Source organism: Pseudoalteromonas sp. DY56-GL22 (assembly GCF_041414715.1).
GTDB classification, from domain to species: domain Bacteria; phylum Pseudomonadota; class Gammaproteobacteria; order Enterobacterales; family Alteromonadaceae; genus Pseudoalteromonas; species Pseudoalteromonas simplex.
This window is the reverse complement of record NZ_JANHZR010000008.1, coordinates 177,096-191,755: the sequence shown is the minus strand read 5'-3', so window position 1 is coordinate 191,755 and position 14,660 is coordinate 177,096. Positions and strand designations below refer to the sequence as shown.

Sequence of the window (14,660 nt, the reverse complement as noted above, 5' to 3'; positions counted from 1 at the left end):
GCAGAATTTAAAAACCTAACCCTGATAAAGCTCCCACCTTATTCACCAGAGCTAAATCCAATAGAGCAAGTATGGAGCTGGATACGACAGCATTGTTTATCCAATAGAGTGTTTTCGGGCTATGACGAAATTGTCGATGAAGTTTCAAAGGCATGGAATCACTTTATTTCAATCCCGGATCGAGTGAAGAAAATGTGCAATCGGGAATGGATTAAATTGATTTAATCTTTATGCGGAATGGTATTAGACGTCAGCTGAAATACAGAGATATCAGAGGTTAGATGTCAGTTGAACTGTGTGGTTGTTTAGTACCGAGACTCCCTCAGCATTCACTCTGTTCATTCTCCAGGTAGGTTGGGTAGAGCGTAGCGAAACCCAACACGAGTTAGCGAGTTGCTAGTTAGCAAGGATAAAGTTTAAATTTCAAGGTCAAGTCTGGCGTAAGAATGGCTTCAGCAATGAATATTTTTGTTTTATTATTTCGGCACTGAAGTGCCTCCTACAAGATTTTATTACTTAAAGAGACTCTGCCCCAAATACCCACACCGCGCGGCTGATCGCTGACGGCTGAAAGCTGATAGCTCTGTGTTGGGTTTCGCTGTGCTCTACCCAACCTACGCCAGATCCTCAAACTTTTCCCTTTCTAACTTGCAACTTTACTCTCGCAAACTTGCTTCCCCTACCTTGTTATGCGATAAAGTGTTTTATATTTGTAATACAATTAAGGTTTGCTGTGTCTCGTAAGAAAACGACCAAGTCAAAAGGTTCTTCAGGTTTAAATCGTAAAAATAGTGAAGCATTTATTGCTAAGTTCTCATCGCATCCAGATACACATCTATGTCCGTCGGGCTTAATGTATAAAGTGATTGATGAAGTTGAAGGGGAGCGAGTAACAGAGTTTGATACAGTGGTTATTAATCAACGTATTATGCTTGCTGATGGCAATGTGATTGCCGACAGTTATAAAGCGGGTATGCCTGAGGTGTTCGCTTTATCTGAAGCTATAGAAGGGTTAAGAGAAGGTTTGCTATTAATGAATATTGGCTCTCGTTATGAATTTGTGATCCCTCCAGAGCTTGCTTGGGGTAAAAAAGGTAACGGTGGCAAAATTGGCGCAAATGCAGTGCTGCATTTTGATGTTCGTTTAATGCGTTTAGCTTAACTCTCTGAGCATAACAGCCTTAGCATAAGTCGACAGAGTATTTAAAACGCGTTAACGTTCACTAATGGTTTACTGAGGAACATTATGGACGCATTTACTTCACGAGTTTACTTTCTTCGCCATGGCGAAATAGCTACGCCTGGAATTCTTTCTGGGCAAATCGATGTCGATTTATCAGAGCTTGGTCATAAGCAAATGCGCCAAGCCTCTGCTGAGCTCATAAATTTAAATGCCATATATAGCTCACCACTAAAGCGTTGCTCAGTCCACGCTGATTATTTAGCAAATCAGCACTCACTGCATGTACAGTATTATAACGCGCTGAAAGAGTTTAATTTTGGTGATTGGGATGGCCAAGATTACCAACAGCTTTGGCAGCAAACAAGTAAGCCTCATATTGGTGATTTTTGGCAGCACCCATGGCAAGTAAAAGTACCAAATGGTGAATCTATGGCAGACTTTTACGCCCGGGTAGAGGCATGGTGGCAAACATTTTTACAATCACTATGTGAATCTAAGCATGAACAGTCATTGGTAATTAGTCATGCTGGAGTGATCAAACAAATTCTCGCTATTGTTTGTCAGATGCCAAAACAATCAGCCACGCATTTAAATGTTTTTCATCTTCCTTATGCAGGGCTTATTACACTTGATGTATATATAGATGAACAAGGAGAAGCTTGGCCTAAAATTGTTTTTTAGCCATCTAGAGCGATATTCATTGAATTATTTACTTAGCCCGCCATAATACTCATATGCTATGGAATGGAGTGAAATTCTCCAGCTGTTCCCGCAACTGTAATCCATCTAAATAATGGTCAGCCAGATACTTAGCACTAACAACTAATCATCGAGCGGGTCAACTCACATCATTTTCTGGTACTTACCAGTGCTTTCTTGTGCGTTGCGATTGCTCGTCAAGAGAGAATAAGCTTGCAACAAAATAGCCATAGCGCTGCACCATTAATATCAGTGTCTGATTTAAGTTGGGGTACTGCGAATAAAACCATACTTGAATCAATTAACCTTGAGTTAAAAGCAGGGCAGTTTATCGGTCTACTTGGCCCTAATGGGGCTGGTAAATCAAGTCTGCTACGTTGTCTTTATCGTTACTTGAAACCTCAGCAAGGGGTTGTTTTGCTGAGCGGTCAAGATATCTGGCAAATCAGTGCTGATGAATTTGCAAAGCAGGTTGCTGTGGTTTTACAAGAGTCTCCATCGCAGTTTAATTTGTCTTTGTTCGATGTAGTGAGTTTAGGCTTAACACCTCATAAGCGACTTTTCAGCACCACGTCTGCCAATGATAAACAGCGAATATATCAAGCGATAGAGCAGGTTGGTTTATCTCATCATAGTGAACAAGCATTTGATTCGCTCTCAGGTGGCGAAAAGCAAAGAGCGCTTATTGCACGCTCTATCGTACAACAACCTAAGTTGCTCATCATGGATGAGCCTACCAGTCACCTTGATGTTAAATACCAAATTCAAATAATGGAATTAGCAAAGTCCCTCGATGTGACAGTGCTTGCCTCTTTCCATGATTTAAATCTCGCAGCGAGTTTATGTGATGAATTATTGGTGATTGATGAAGGGCGTTTGGTTTGTCAGGGGCAACCAAAAGCGGTGCTAACTGAGCAGCTGTTGAGTGATGTATTTGGTGTCTGTGCAGCGGTATCTGCTCACCCTCAATCAAGCACTGATAAGTTTATTCCGCACATCACTTATTTTTATGGCTATCAGACACAGGAGCATCAACATGACTGATGCAATACGTTTAAGTATCTGTGTTGTCGTAGGGCTTATTAGTTGTTTTTTAGCATTGAGCTTTGGTGCTGCAAATACGCCACTGAGTGATGTTTTTAATGGTTTGTTTAGCCAAGATAGCGATGAATTTGTGCAGCGTATTATTTGGCAGTTACGTATGCCCAGAACAATGCTGGCATTTTTAGCAGGCTCAGGGCTTGCTCTGGCAGGATTAATTTTGCAGACCGTAACCCGAAACCCGCTTGCTGACCCTTACTTGTTTGGTATTTCTTCTGGGGCTTCATTTGGTGTGGTGTGCTTTATAGCCTTAACCGGTGTGAGTTTTGGCTTTAGTATGTCAGTTGCTGCATTTGCCGGAAGCTTACTTTCTATGCTGTTGCTTATTGCTATAGCAGGGCGTCGTCATGTTGGCCAAGTTGAAGCTATGTTACTCGCTGGTGTTGCTTTATCTTTTTTATTTAGTGCTCTGACTAGTCTGCTGCTTTATTTTAGCGATCCACAAGCCATCACCGCCATTTTGTTTTGGACGATGGGCAGTTTTTCTCGTGCCCAGTGGGACACTCTTTGGCTGCCATTTACTGTTATTATTGCCTGCATGACACTGATGGTTGCATTTCGTCGTCAGCTAAATGCAATGCTGCTTGGTGATGAAAGTGCTGCGACTTTGGGGATTCATGTGCAACGCTTTCGGATCATGATGCTGCTGCTAAGTTCATTAATAACAGCGGTGCTTGTTGCAATGTGTGGGGGCGTTGGTTTTGTCGGCCTAATGATCCCACATATTGTGCGCTACTTTTCGCCGCAAGGCAGCAGCCAAAACTTAGTTATGACATCCTTGGTCGGTGGCATTTTTATGGTGTGGGTCGATGTGTTATGCCGAACCCTATTGAATAACCAAGAACTACCTGTTGGTGTGATCACAGCCGCTATCGGTAGTGTATTCTTTTTATTCTTACTTTATTTTCGTAAACAGAGCAGGTAGCTAATGTTTAATATCATGCCTATTGATCAGCAATTTTCAGCTGTAATTCAACAAAAAATAGACCTTAAAACAAAGCCGCTAGGCGCTTTAGGTCAGCTTGAAAGTTGTGCCAAACAATTAACGCTTATTTTTTCAAAGCAGCTTGATAGTGAGCAGGCGCTAGTTGCCTTTAAACCGGTTATTTCAAACCCTTCTCTAGTTGTATTTGCGGGTGATCATGGTGTGGCAAGCCAAGGTGTGTCGATTGCTCCTAGCAGCGTTACATCACAAATGATGGCAAACTTTGCAGCAGGAGGCGCAGCTATCAACGTGTTTTGTCGTCAGTTGGGCTGGCAGCTGGAAGTTGTGGATGCAGGAACTCTCAATACTTCACACGATAAAAGTGTGCATAACCAGCGTTTAGGTGACATCACTGCACCACTGAATACTGAAATGGCTATGTCTCTTAATCAGGTTGAAAAAGGGTTTGCATTAGCCAAGCACCGAGTTCATTCACTCTATGAGCAAGGCTGCAATACCATCGCCTTTGGTGAGATGGGCATTGGCAATACCACAAGTGCTGCGGCATTAATGGCTGCCATTTTGTCTTTACCTGCCAGCCAATGTGTTGGTAAAGGCACAGGTGTGAGCGACGAGGTTATAGCTAAAAAAATTAAAGTTGTTGAGCAAGCCCTTCAATTACACCAAGCTCATTTTGACGACCCATTAATGACGCTTGCGGCATTAGGTGGTTTTGAAATTGTACAGATCACCGGTGCTATTTTAGCTGCTGCGGAACTTGGTATGGCGGTGATCGTGGATGGCTTTATTTGCACTGCAGCAGCGCTTGTTGCAACTCGCATTAATGCAAACGCTCGCGATTATATGTTATTTGCTCATGCTTCTGATGAGCAAGGGCACAAAGCAATGCTCAATGCTTTGCATGCAGCACCTTTATTGCAGCTTGATTTACGTTTAGGAGAGGGCACCGGGGCTGCGCTTGCTTTACCTTTACTGCAAGCATCTTTGGCGTTTTATAATGACATGGCAAGTTTTGCCGATGCCAATGTTGAGCAAGTTGTCTGATATGAGCACAGAACAACACACTTCTGATTCTACCCCAAGTCAGCTTCAGCTATTTTTACTGGCGCTTAGTTTTTTAACGCGTATACCCGTTAAATTAAACTTTGCAGTGTCTGATCAGGCACTCAATCAGGCCAGCCGTTATTTTGCATTGGTCGGTGTGATATTAGGTGTACTTTTAGCGCTGAGCTTTTTGCTGCTAAGTTGGTTATTCCCTGCAGCCATTGCAGTTGCCTTAGTTATGGCGTTTAGCTTGATAATCACAGGGGCATTTCATGAAGATGGCCTTGCTGATGTCTGGGATGGCTTTGGTGGTGGTTGGCAAGTCGCAGATAAGCTGAGCATTATGAAAGATAGTCGCTTAGGTACCTATGGTGCCGCGGCGCTTGTGATGGCCTTATTAATTAAGTACCAAACACTCGTCGCACTTAGTGAAGTAACCAGTACTGTGATTATTGCACTTGTTTTAGGGCAAAGCTTAAGTCGGGTTGTAGCAACAAGTTTAATTGCAGACATGGACTATGTAAGTCAGGACGCCACATCTAAAGTAAAACCCATTGCGATGCATTTAAGCACGCAGAGTTATCAAATACTGCTAGCCACTGGCGGTGCGGTGTTAGCAATTGCCTGGTTGTTTTTTGGCTTCACTCTAGGGCAATTATTAATACTCATCAGTGTGCTTTGTGTTACTCGCTTACTATTAAAGCGCTGGTTTGAAAAACAGTTATCTGGCTACACCGGCGATTGCTTAGGGGCAGCCCAGCAAGTATCTGAGCTTGTTACTTACCTTTGCTTGGTGAGTTTATTATGAGCCAACAACATACTTTAATTTTAGGCGGTGCTCGCAGCGGTAAAAGCCGTTTTGCTGAGCAGCTGGCAACAGATTCAAACAAGCCGCTTATCTATATTGCCACAGCCAATGCGGGTGATGAAGAAATGATAGCCCGAATTAATAGGCATCAAGCAGAGCGCGCTAAGCATTGGCAGCTTGTCGAAGAGCCTTTGTATTTGGCTAAAGCACTACAACAATATAGCCATGCTGAAAACTGTATTTTAGTGGACTGTTTAACCCTATGGTTGAGTAATTGCTTATGCCAGCAGGGTGAAGCATTTTGGCTTGAGCAAAAAGCGGCCTTACTCGATGTGCTATCGCAATTGCCGGGTGAGGTGATTTTTGTCAGCAATGAAGTGGGTCATGGTATTGTGCCGCTCGGTGAATTAAGCCGTCAGTTTGTTGATCATTCAGGTTGGTTACATCAAGCCTTAGCACAGCAAGTTGCACGTGTTGAGTTTTTGATTGCAGGTCTTGCACAAACCTTAAAAAGAGAACAATGATGAAAACATTAATGGTGCAAGGCACGACCTCAGATGCAGGTAAAAGTACTCTTGTAGCAGCACTTTGCCGGATCTTTGCTAATCGAGGCATTAAGGTTGCGCCTTTTAAGCCACAAAATATGGCGTTAAATAGCGCCGTAACCGAAGATGGTGGCGAAATAGGTCGCGCACAAGCTTTGCAAGCAGTAGCGGCAAAAGTCCCCGCAGAAGTCGATTTTAACCCTATCTTATTAAAACCTAATAGCGATACCGGAGCGCAGGTAATCGTCCATGGCAAAGCGCTTTCGAATATGGAAGCGGGCAGTTATCACGACTACAAAAAAGTGGCGATGGATGCAGTTCTTACTTCGCAGCAGCGTTTAAGTGAACGTTTTGAATTACTGGTTGTTGAAGGTGCAGGGAGCCCAGCAGAAATTAACCTGCGCGAAAACGACATTGCTAATATGGGTTACGCTGAGGCGGTTGATTGCCCGGTGATCATCATTGCCGATATCGATAAAGGCGGCGTGTTTGCTCATTTAGTCGGAACGTTAGCCTTGTTGTCTGAGTCGGAGCAAGCGCGCGTTAAAGGCTTTGTGATTAACCGTTTTCGTGGTGATATTGCGTTATTGCAAGGAGGCCTTGATTGGTTAGAGCAATACACCAATAAGCCAGTGCTTGGGGTGTTACCTTATTTACATGACTTAGCACTCGATGCAGAAGATGCCGTTGCTATAACTAATCAGGTAGATAAACCGCAATTACGCATAGCCGTGTTGCTACTTCCTCATATTAGTAATCACACAGACTTCGATGCACTGCGATTACAACCAGAAATTGATTTACAGTATGTACGTCATACCCAGGCTATTCCAAGTGTTGATCTGATTATTATTCCGGGCAGTAAAAATGTACTCGGTGATTTAGCGTTTTTAAAAAATGAAGGCTGGCATAAACAAATAACACGTCATCTACGCTATGGCGGTAAAGTGCTGGGAGTATGTGGTGGGCTGCAGATGCTAGGCAACTACCTTACTGATCCACATGCTGTGGAATCTAATTTAGGCAGTTCAAAAGGGCTTGGGCTTGCTGACTTTGAAACGCAATTAGGGCAACAAAAAGTACTAAGCCAAGTCTCTGGTACTCTTCATTTAAACAATAGCGATAAAGCAATATCTGGTTATGAAATTCACGCCGGAATCAGCCAAGGGCCGGCACTTGAAAAGCCATTTTTGAGCTTTAATGATCACCCAAGTGGATTCAAAGTAGATGGTTTTATTAGTGATGATAACCAAGTAGCAGGTACTTACTTACATGGCTTGTTCGATACCCCTGAGGGCGTATCTGAGCTAATAACTTGGCTTGCAGCAAAGAGCCAAATTAAGCCAATTGATATTAACTTAAACCGTGAACAGCAGTTAAGCCGTTTAGCTAGTGTAGTAGCAGAGAATCTCGATATTGAACAAATCATCAATATTTATGAGAACTTCAATTTAGAGACATAAGGAACAACAATGAGCGAACAGAATCAAGATAAGCACCAACAACGCCAGCAAAAAGTAAAAGAAAAAGTCGACGAACGGATTGCTGCTGCACAAAAAGAGCAGGGTATTTTTCAGGTTATTACTGGCAACGGTAAGGGTAAATCGACTTCTGGTTTTGGTACTGTTGCACGTGCGGTAGGTCATGGAATGAAAGCCGCTGTGTGTCAGTTTATTAAAGGTACATGGGAGTGTGGTGAACGTAACCTACTCGAAAAAGCAGGGGTTGAATTTGTTATTATGAACACCGGTTTTACTTGGGAAACACAAAATAAAGAGTCAGATACAGCTGCTGCGCAAGTGACATGGCAAGAAGCAAAAAGAATGCTGAAGGATGAGTCAATTAACCTCGTTATGCTAGATGAAATAACCTATATGATCACCTACGGCTATATTGATTTAGACGACGTTCTGGAGGCAGTTAGCTCTCGCCCTGCTATGCAATCGGTGATTATTACAGGTCGTGGTGCGCACCGAAAACTAACCGACTTAGCTGATACAGTTAGTGAAGTCAGAAACGTAAAACACGCTTTTGATGCAGGAATAAAAGCACAAAAAGGGTTCGATTATTAACATGAGAACCATTAAGTTTGCACTCGTAAGTGTTTTATTTTATTTACCAACATTGGCTCAGGCTAATGAAATAAAAGAGCCTCAACGTATTGTTGCCTTAGCCCCACATATCGTTGAAAACCTGTTTGCGATTGGTGCTGGAGAGCGCATTGTGGGTACTGTTGACTATGCAGACTTTCCTCAGCAAGCGAATGATATCGAACGGGTAGGTGGCTATTACGGGATTAACATGGAAAAACTGTTGTCGTTAAAACCAGACCTAGTTCTGGCTTGGAAAACGGGTAACAAAGCCGAAGATCTCGCTTACATTGAAAAGTTAGGTATTCCGGTAGCGTACAGCAATCCAAATCAGGTTGATAATGTGGCAGATGAACTACGTAAACTAGGCACGCTTACGCATTTGCAAACCAAGGCAAATAAAGTAGCCAAACAGTTTGAAACTAAACTCAACGCTATTCGTACAGCGCAGGAAGGCAAACCGAAAGTGTCGGTGTTTTATCAATTATGGCCTGAGCCAATGATGACAGTTGGCGGAAATACTTGGATCAATCAGCTATTAACTATTTGTCATGCGGATAATGTGTTTGCTAATAGTGATACAGACTACCCGCGCATTAGTATTGAAAATGTATTGGTTGCCAATCCAGAGGTCGTGATTATTCCAGATGAAAAATCGAAAAAGCCTCAGCCTAAAATTGATTGGCGACAATGGCCTGAATTGCCAGCAGTGCAACATAACCAGTTTATTAGTGTAAACGCAGACTTATTGCACCGTTTTACAATCCGTATGCTTGATGGTTTGACCGACATGTGTGGTAAAATAGACGTTTCTCGTCAGCAAATACAGGCTTCAAAATGAACGATTGGCAAACATTTCTAGATACTGAGCTTGCTAAGCCCTACATGCAAGAAACCTTACAATATGTGGCCGATAGACGCGCAGCAGGCGTTACCGTTTATCCCAAAGACGAACAGGTATTCTCAGCTTTTGATGCTACCCCTTTGAATGAAGTTAAGGTGGTTATTTTAGGGCAAGATCCTTACCACGGAGAAGGGCAAGCCCATGGTTTGTGCTTTTCGGTATTACCAGAAGTTAAAAAGCTGCCCCCGTCTTTGAAAAATATGTACAAAGAGTTGGCTACTGATATAGAAGGTTTTGAGATACCTCATCATGGCTATTTGCAAAGCTGGGCCGAACAAGGCGTGTTCTTACTCAACACAGTATTAACGGTTGAGCAAGGGCAAGCTCATTCTCATAAGCATCTTGGCTGGGAAAAGTTTACTGATGCAGTAATTGCGCTTATCAATCAGCACTGTGACGGTGTGGTGTTTGTGTTATGGGGCGCACATGCTCAGAAAAAAGGTAAACACATTGATACCTCGCGTCATCATGTGATCCAAGGCCCGCATCCATCACCGCTTTCTGCACATCGTGGCTTTTTTGGTTGTCAGCATTTTTCAAAGACAAACCAGCTGCTTACTGATCAAAATAAAGCACCAGTAAATTGGTCGTTGCCGCAAATGCAAAAGGCCCTTACGGGCCTTTAATTAAAAGTCTAATTCATCAAGCTCAACGCTGTCTGTGAAATAGTCTAACTCCTGTAGTTCTTTGCGAAGTCTATGCTTGTCTTTCAACGCTTCGATTTCGCGCCATTTTCTCTTTTTATTTTTTGTAGAGGTCTTTTTTGTTGTACTAGGACCTTCTAATATTTCTAAAATATCGTCTAGGCTATCCATGAACTTCTCCTATTGATTTTTTGAACCTCGGAAATACCTATACCACAGGCTGCTCAAAAATAGAATAAAAAAGTGACAATACTGTTACAGAACTGTGATTGATAGATGAATAGATCAAAGAAGGTGGTTTTTTAGAAACAAAAACGCCACCTAGCGGTGGCGTTTTAAAAAATACTGTAATTTAAATTACATTGCTTTAAAGCGTGCTTCTAATTCAAGCTGTGCTTGAGCAAAAGAACGAATACCCTCAGCAAGTTTTTCTGTTGCCATAGCATCTTGGTTATGTAACCAGCGGAATTGGCCTTCAGTTAGTGGTGCTGGTTTTTCTTCAACAGTAAAGTCGCTCTCTAGTAGGTACTCTTGTGCATCCGTTAATTGGCCTAACTCTTCTAAAAGAGCAGGGCTAATCGTTAACTTATCACATCCAGTCAGTGCGATGATCTCGCCTGTGTTACGGAAGCTTGCGCCCATAACAACCGTTTTGTAATCGTGGCGTTTGTAGAATTCGTAAATGCTACGTACAGATTGCACACCTGGATCGTTTAGCGGATCAGTTGGTTTTTCCATACCGTTAGCAACGTGCCAGTCTAAGATACGGCCAACGAATGGTGAAATTAAAAATACATTCGCATCGGCACATGCGCGTGCTTGTGCTTCAGAGAATAACAGCGTTAAGTTACACTTAGTGCCTTCTTTTTCAAGCTGCTCAGCGGCTTTGATACCTTCCCAAGTTGATGCAACTTTGATTAGGATTTTATCTTTGCTAACACCCTCTTTTTCGTAAAGGCTCAGTAACGTATGTGCTTTGTCGATAGTCGCTTGGGTATCAAATGATAAACGTGCGTCTACTTCTGTAGAGATATAACCAGGTACGATATCGCTAATTTCTTTACCAATTAATACAGCAAAGTAATCACATGCTAACTCAAGTTGTTTAGCTGCATCTTGCTCGGTTTCTTTGGCATATTGCCACGCTTTATCTAAATAAGGCTTATACGCTTCAATTTCACTGGCTTTTAAAAGTAGAGATGGGTTTGTTGTTGCATCTTCTGGTTGGTGCTTTTTGATAGCTTCGATATCACCTGTATCTGCAACAATAGATGAATGCTGTTTAAGCCTTTGTAGTGCTGAAGTCATTTGCTTTCCTCATTCCAAGCAAGTTAAAAGAAAATCCATTATAGCGGCCTTTATGCTGCAACACTATGACAGTGTTTAATAGGTCAAATGTCCTTAATACAGAAAACTAGAACATTATGTATGAAAAGAACAGCGGATAAAGGCAGGACGAAACAAAACGTGCATTTTGATTCAATTAATGTTGAAATTGACATCAAACAAATTACAAGTCAATAGCTAAGTATGATCACTGTTATTTCACCTGCAAAAAATTTAGATTACGAAACACCAGCCACGACCGATAAATTCACTCAACCTGAATTACTCGAGCACAGCGAAGAGTTAATGTCAGTTTGCCGTGATTTAACACCAGCGCAAATTGGTAGCCTAATGAAAATCAGCGATAAACTAGCTGGTTTGAATGCGGCACGTTTCGCCGAGTGGTCACAGCCATTTACGCAAGACAATGCAAAACAAGCCGTGCTAGCCTTTAATGGTGATGTATACGGTGGCTTAGATGCGCAAACTCTAAGCGGTGCTGATCTTGATTACGCACAGTCGCACTTACGTATTTTGTCTGGTCTTTATGGTGTGCTTAAACCATTAGATTTAATGCAAGCTTACCGCCTTGAAATGGGTACTAAGTTAGAAAACCCACGCGGTAAAAACTTATATGAGTTTTGGGGCAGTGTTATCGCCGAAAAGCTAAATACAGTGCTTGCTGAGCAAGATAGCAAATACTTGGTAAACCTTGCTTCGAATGAGTATTTTAAAGCGGTTGATAAAAAAGCATTAAATGCACAAATCATCACTCCACATTTTAAAGACTGTAAAAACGGCCAATATAAAGTGATCAGCTTTTATGCGAAAAAAGCCCGCGGCATGATGGCACGTTACATCATTGAAAATAAAATCACCCAATTAAGTGATTTAAAAGATTTCACCGTTGCAGGTTATTACTTTAGCAGCGATGCTACAGCAAAAGAATTAGAGCCTGTTTTCTTACGGGAAGAGCAGAACTAAACTTTTAGTAAAATGAATTAAAACAGCCGTGCTAAGCACGGCTTTTTTGTGCTTGTATGAAACTGGCGCTTATTTTGCAAAACACCTTTTATGTTTCTTAATGTATCAGGTAGTCGCATGTTAAAAATACCAACCGTCGGTGAAGCCGAAAAACTTATAGAAGAAAAGCTCGGTGGCTGGGTTGATATCATCATAAGCCATATCCCTAACTTTATTGTTGCAGTAATCATTACTATCGTGTTTTCACTGCTGGCGCGTATCGTTGGCTCAATGCTTAGAAAGCTATTACGCCGTTCGTTAGAGTCTTCGCAAATCGCAGACTTAATGTCATCGATAGTAAAAGTCATCGTGTTATGCGTAGGCTTATTTGTAGCCCTTGACTTCTTGGGCCTCAGAGGCACGGTCACCTCATTACTAGCTGGTGCGGGTATCGTAGGCCTTGCAATTGGTTTTGCCTTTCAGGACATGACAGAGAACCTTATAGCGGGTATTGCTATGGGTATTCGCAAACCATTTAAAACAGGGGATGTAATTCGCACTGAAAGCGTGTTTGGTACTGTACGGGCGATTAACCTTAGAAACACCCTCATTGAGAACTTTTATGGGCAACTTATCTTAGTGCCTAACAAGATTCTATTTAGAAATATACTCAGTAACTACAGTACCTTAGGTGTGCGTCGTATCGAAGTGCCAGTGGGAATTTCGTATGCTGATGACCCCGAGCAAGCTGCTGAGGTGATTGTTAAAAAAATCAATGAGTTTGATTTTGTGATCAAACAAGAAGAAACTGCAGTTTACGCCGAAAGCTTTGGTGATAGCAGCGTTAACTTACTAGTTTGGTTTTGGATTAAATACCCCGGCGAAGCGGATTTTATGACCGTTCGCCACAAGGCTGTTGTGGCAGTTAGAAACGCCCTAAGCGAAGCTGATATGACCATCCCATTCCCAATCCGCACGTTAGATTTTGGTATCAAAGGCGGCGAGAAATTAAATGCCATGATAAGCGAAAAGCAACAGAGAAAAGACGCGGAACCACAAGCGACTGATGAGTAAAATTTACTGACTCATCGGCGTGATTTACACAGGGAAGTGTGTTTGAGGTGGGGGATTAAGTAAAAGGTATAGTTGATTACTAGCACCAATAAGCTAAGCTTGATTGTAGTAGTACAAAGTAGGATTATATCTGGATTTGATCTGTTTAAGATGAGTAAATTATGACGATGGTAAAAAAAAGTATCACTGTGACTGCCCAACAAGAAAAATGGATGCAAGCACAGCTCGCTTCAGGAAATTATGCGAGTGACAGTGAGTTACTTCGAGATTTGATTAGAAAAGAGCAAATGCGAGCTTCTGAAATTGAAGCTATTCGTATGAAATTGATTGAAGCAGAGAAAAGTGGACTTTCAGATAAATCACCAAATCAAATGTTAGCTAGTTTCAAGGAAGAAGCGAGTAAGGATGGGAAGTTATAAACTTAATATTCAAGCCGAAGCTGATTTGAAGCGAATTTGGTTTCGTGGTTTAGAGCAATATGGTGAAAATCAGGCTGATGCTTATTTTTATAAGTTTTTTGATCGTTTTGAGCAATTGGCAAAGCAACCTTATTTAGCACCTGCAGTCGATGAAATTAGGCAGGGTTATCGGCGAGCTGTTTGTGGTGTTGATAGCATTTATTATCGCATTCAAGGTGGCAATATAGAAATTATGAGAGTATTAGGTAGGCAAGACATTCAAGCTAATCTTTGAATTGGCAATGTATAATCATTTTAACTTCAGACATAACAAAATATCGACAGGCTTTTGTTTAATTGAGTAACTCGTGTAGATTTTCTATGACTGCTAATTTATTTGTTATAGCTTTATCAAATCTATCCAGATCGAAGGGGTAGTTTTGAGATATGAAGTATTTTTCAATTTTTTTGATTTTAATTTCGCTTGTCGGCTGTAAGTCCACACAAAGCACTGTCGAATATACTGACCCTGGGTTTTATCTTGAACCCGTTTTAAAACTGAAAGTTGTTCCAACTTTCTCAAACCCTGTAATATATGAGGTTACAAGTGTAAGACCTTATCAGCTATTAACTAAAGTTTATGAAGGGTCTGGTGGCTATAATTGGAAAGGGATTAAGTCAGAGAAGTGTGTTGAGTTAACTGAAAGTGAGTATTCAAGCTTATTATTAATGCTTGAAAAAGCATTGGAGTTTCCAAAAGATAAAACGCGAGGTGTGGATGGAGACACTTGGATGCTGGAAAGTTCATTGTATCAATATACCGCTGTAGCTTTTTGGGAGCCTGAAGTTCAAATCGGTGAGCGAGGGCTTGGTAGTTTTGTAAAGTTAAAAGAATTTCTTGCGCATCTAAGTAGTAAAAACTAAGTTAAATACTA

19 protein-coding genes and 1 riboswitch are annotated in these 14,660 nt (G+C 41.6%); of the genes, 17 read left to right on the top strand and 2 right to left on the bottom strand.

Going from position 1 to position 14,660, the window contains the following annotated elements:
- The 12 genes from NO991_RS17145 to ung form a co-directional block, all read left to right on the top strand.
- Positions 1–225: transposase (locus NO991_RS17145; RefSeq protein WP_200909121.1), on the top strand; the 225-nt coding region annotated here is incomplete at its 5' end.
- A gap of 508 nt (positions 226–733) precedes the next feature.
- The gene (locus NO991_RS17140; RefSeq protein WP_062566688.1) at positions 734–1,162 is read left to right on the top strand and encodes an FKBP-type peptidyl-prolyl cis-trans isomerase; all 429 of its coding nucleotides are present in this window, start codon (positions 734–736) and stop codon (positions 1,160–1,162) included.
- 84 nt (positions 1,163–1,246) lie between these two features.
- A complete protein-coding gene (locus NO991_RS17135) occupies positions 1,247–1,864 on the top strand; it encodes a histidine phosphatase family protein (protein ID WP_054554237.1) in 618 nt (205 codons plus the stop codon).
- Between the two features lie 60 nt (positions 1,865–1,924).
- A riboswitch (cobalamin riboswitch) is annotated at positions 1,925–1,992 on the top strand.
- A 103-nt stretch (positions 1,993–2,095) separates the two neighbouring features.
- Positions 2,096–2,926 carry an ABC transporter ATP-binding protein gene (locus NO991_RS17130; RefSeq protein ID WP_235372652.1) on the top strand — a complete coding sequence of 277 codons (831 nt, stop codon included), beginning with the start codon at positions 2,096–2,098 and terminating at the stop codon, positions 2,924–2,926.
- On the top strand, positions 2,919–3,908 hold the full coding sequence (locus NO991_RS17125) for a FecCD family ABC transporter permease (RefSeq protein WP_371352226.1): 990 nt from the start codon (positions 2,919–2,921) through the stop codon (positions 3,906–3,908). Before NO991_RS17130 ends, NO991_RS17125 begins: the two co-directional genes overlap by 8 nt.
- 3 nt (positions 3,909–3,911) lie before the next feature.
- On the top strand, positions 3,912–4,973 hold the full coding sequence (cobT, locus tag NO991_RS17120) for a nicotinate-nucleotide--dimethylbenzimidazole phosphoribosyltransferase (RefSeq protein ID WP_371352225.1): 1,062 nt from the start codon (positions 3,912–3,914) through the stop codon (positions 4,971–4,973).
- A complete protein-coding gene (locus NO991_RS17115; RefSeq protein ID WP_300418786.1) occupies positions 4,927–5,781 on the top strand; it encodes an adenosylcobinamide-GDP ribazoletransferase in 855 nt (284 codons plus the stop codon). The genes cobT and NO991_RS17115 overlap by 47 nt, the downstream gene beginning before the upstream one ends.
- A complete protein-coding gene (gene cobU / locus NO991_RS17110) occupies positions 5,778–6,305 on the top strand; it encodes a bifunctional adenosylcobinamide kinase/adenosylcobinamide-phosphate guanylyltransferase (RefSeq protein ID WP_300545379.1) in 528 nt (175 codons plus the stop codon). Before NO991_RS17115 ends, cobU begins: the two co-directional genes overlap by 4 nt.
- Positions 6,305–7,789, top strand: a complete 1,485-nt coding sequence (locus NO991_RS17105) for a cobyric acid synthase (RefSeq protein WP_300545393.1) — start codon at positions 6,305–6,307, stop codon at positions 7,787–7,789. Before cobU ends, NO991_RS17105 begins: the two co-directional genes overlap by 1 nt.
- 9 nt (positions 7,790–7,798) lie before the next feature.
- Positions 7,799–8,398 carry a cob(I)yrinic acid a,c-diamide adenosyltransferase gene (cobO, locus tag NO991_RS17100; protein ID WP_300361513.1) on the top strand — a complete coding sequence of 200 codons (600 nt, stop codon included), beginning with the start codon at positions 7,799–7,801 and terminating at the stop codon, positions 8,396–8,398.
- Between the two features lies 1 nt (position 8,399).
- Positions 8,400–9,257 carry a cobalamin-binding protein gene (locus NO991_RS17095; RefSeq protein WP_194442622.1) on the top strand — a complete coding sequence of 286 codons (858 nt, stop codon included), beginning with the start codon at positions 8,400–8,402 and terminating at the stop codon, positions 9,255–9,257.
- A complete protein-coding gene (gene ung, locus NO991_RS17090; RefSeq protein ID WP_138618093.1) occupies positions 9,254–9,946 on the top strand; it encodes a uracil-DNA glycosylase in 693 nt (230 codons plus the stop codon). The genes NO991_RS17095 and ung overlap by 4 nt, the downstream gene beginning before the upstream one ends.
- Here ung and NO991_RS17085 read toward each other — a convergent pair whose 3' ends face one another.
- On the bottom strand, positions 9,947–10,135 hold the full coding sequence (locus NO991_RS17085) for a DUF3545 family protein (protein WP_054554247.1): 189 nt from the start codon (positions 10,133–10,135) through the stop codon (positions 9,947–9,949).
- A 186-nt stretch (positions 10,136–10,321) separates the two neighbouring features.
- Positions 10,322–11,272: a transaldolase gene (tal, locus tag NO991_RS17080; RefSeq protein ID WP_300361518.1), complete on the bottom strand. Its 951-nt coding sequence runs from the start codon at positions 11,270–11,272 to the stop codon at positions 10,322–10,324.
- 222 nt (positions 11,273–11,494) lie between these two features.
- Here tal and yaaA point away from each other — a divergent pair, with 222 nt between their 5' ends.
- The 5 genes from yaaA (at position 11,495) to NO991_RS17055 (ending at position 14,649) form a co-directional block, all read left to right on the top strand.
- Positions 11,495–12,274 carry a peroxide stress protein YaaA gene (gene yaaA, locus NO991_RS17075; protein ID WP_300418782.1) on the top strand — a complete coding sequence of 260 codons (780 nt, stop codon included), beginning with the start codon at positions 11,495–11,497 and terminating at the stop codon, positions 12,272–12,274.
- Positions 12,275–12,391: 117 nt separating this feature from the next.
- Positions 12,392–13,327 carry a mechanosensitive ion channel family protein gene (locus NO991_RS17070; RefSeq protein WP_300361523.1) on the top strand — a complete coding sequence of 312 codons (936 nt, stop codon included), beginning with the start codon at positions 12,392–12,394 and terminating at the stop codon, positions 13,325–13,327.
- A gap of 161 nt (positions 13,328–13,488) precedes the next feature.
- A complete protein-coding gene (locus tag NO991_RS17065) occupies positions 13,489–13,746 on the top strand; it encodes a type II toxin-antitoxin system ParD family antitoxin (RefSeq protein WP_138601793.1) in 258 nt (85 codons plus the stop codon).
- The gene (locus tag NO991_RS17060; RefSeq protein WP_138618089.1) at positions 13,733–14,020 is read left to right on the top strand and encodes a type II toxin-antitoxin system RelE/ParE family toxin; all 288 of its coding nucleotides are present in this window, start codon (positions 13,733–13,735) and stop codon (positions 14,018–14,020) included. Before NO991_RS17065 ends, NO991_RS17060 begins: the two co-directional genes overlap by 14 nt.
- Before the next feature lie 152 nt (positions 14,021–14,172).
- Complete coding sequence (locus NO991_RS17055) at positions 14,173–14,649, top strand: hypothetical protein (protein WP_187490953.1); 477 nt, start codon at positions 14,173–14,175, stop codon at positions 14,647–14,649.
- Positions 14,650–14,660: the final 11 nt, after the last annotated feature.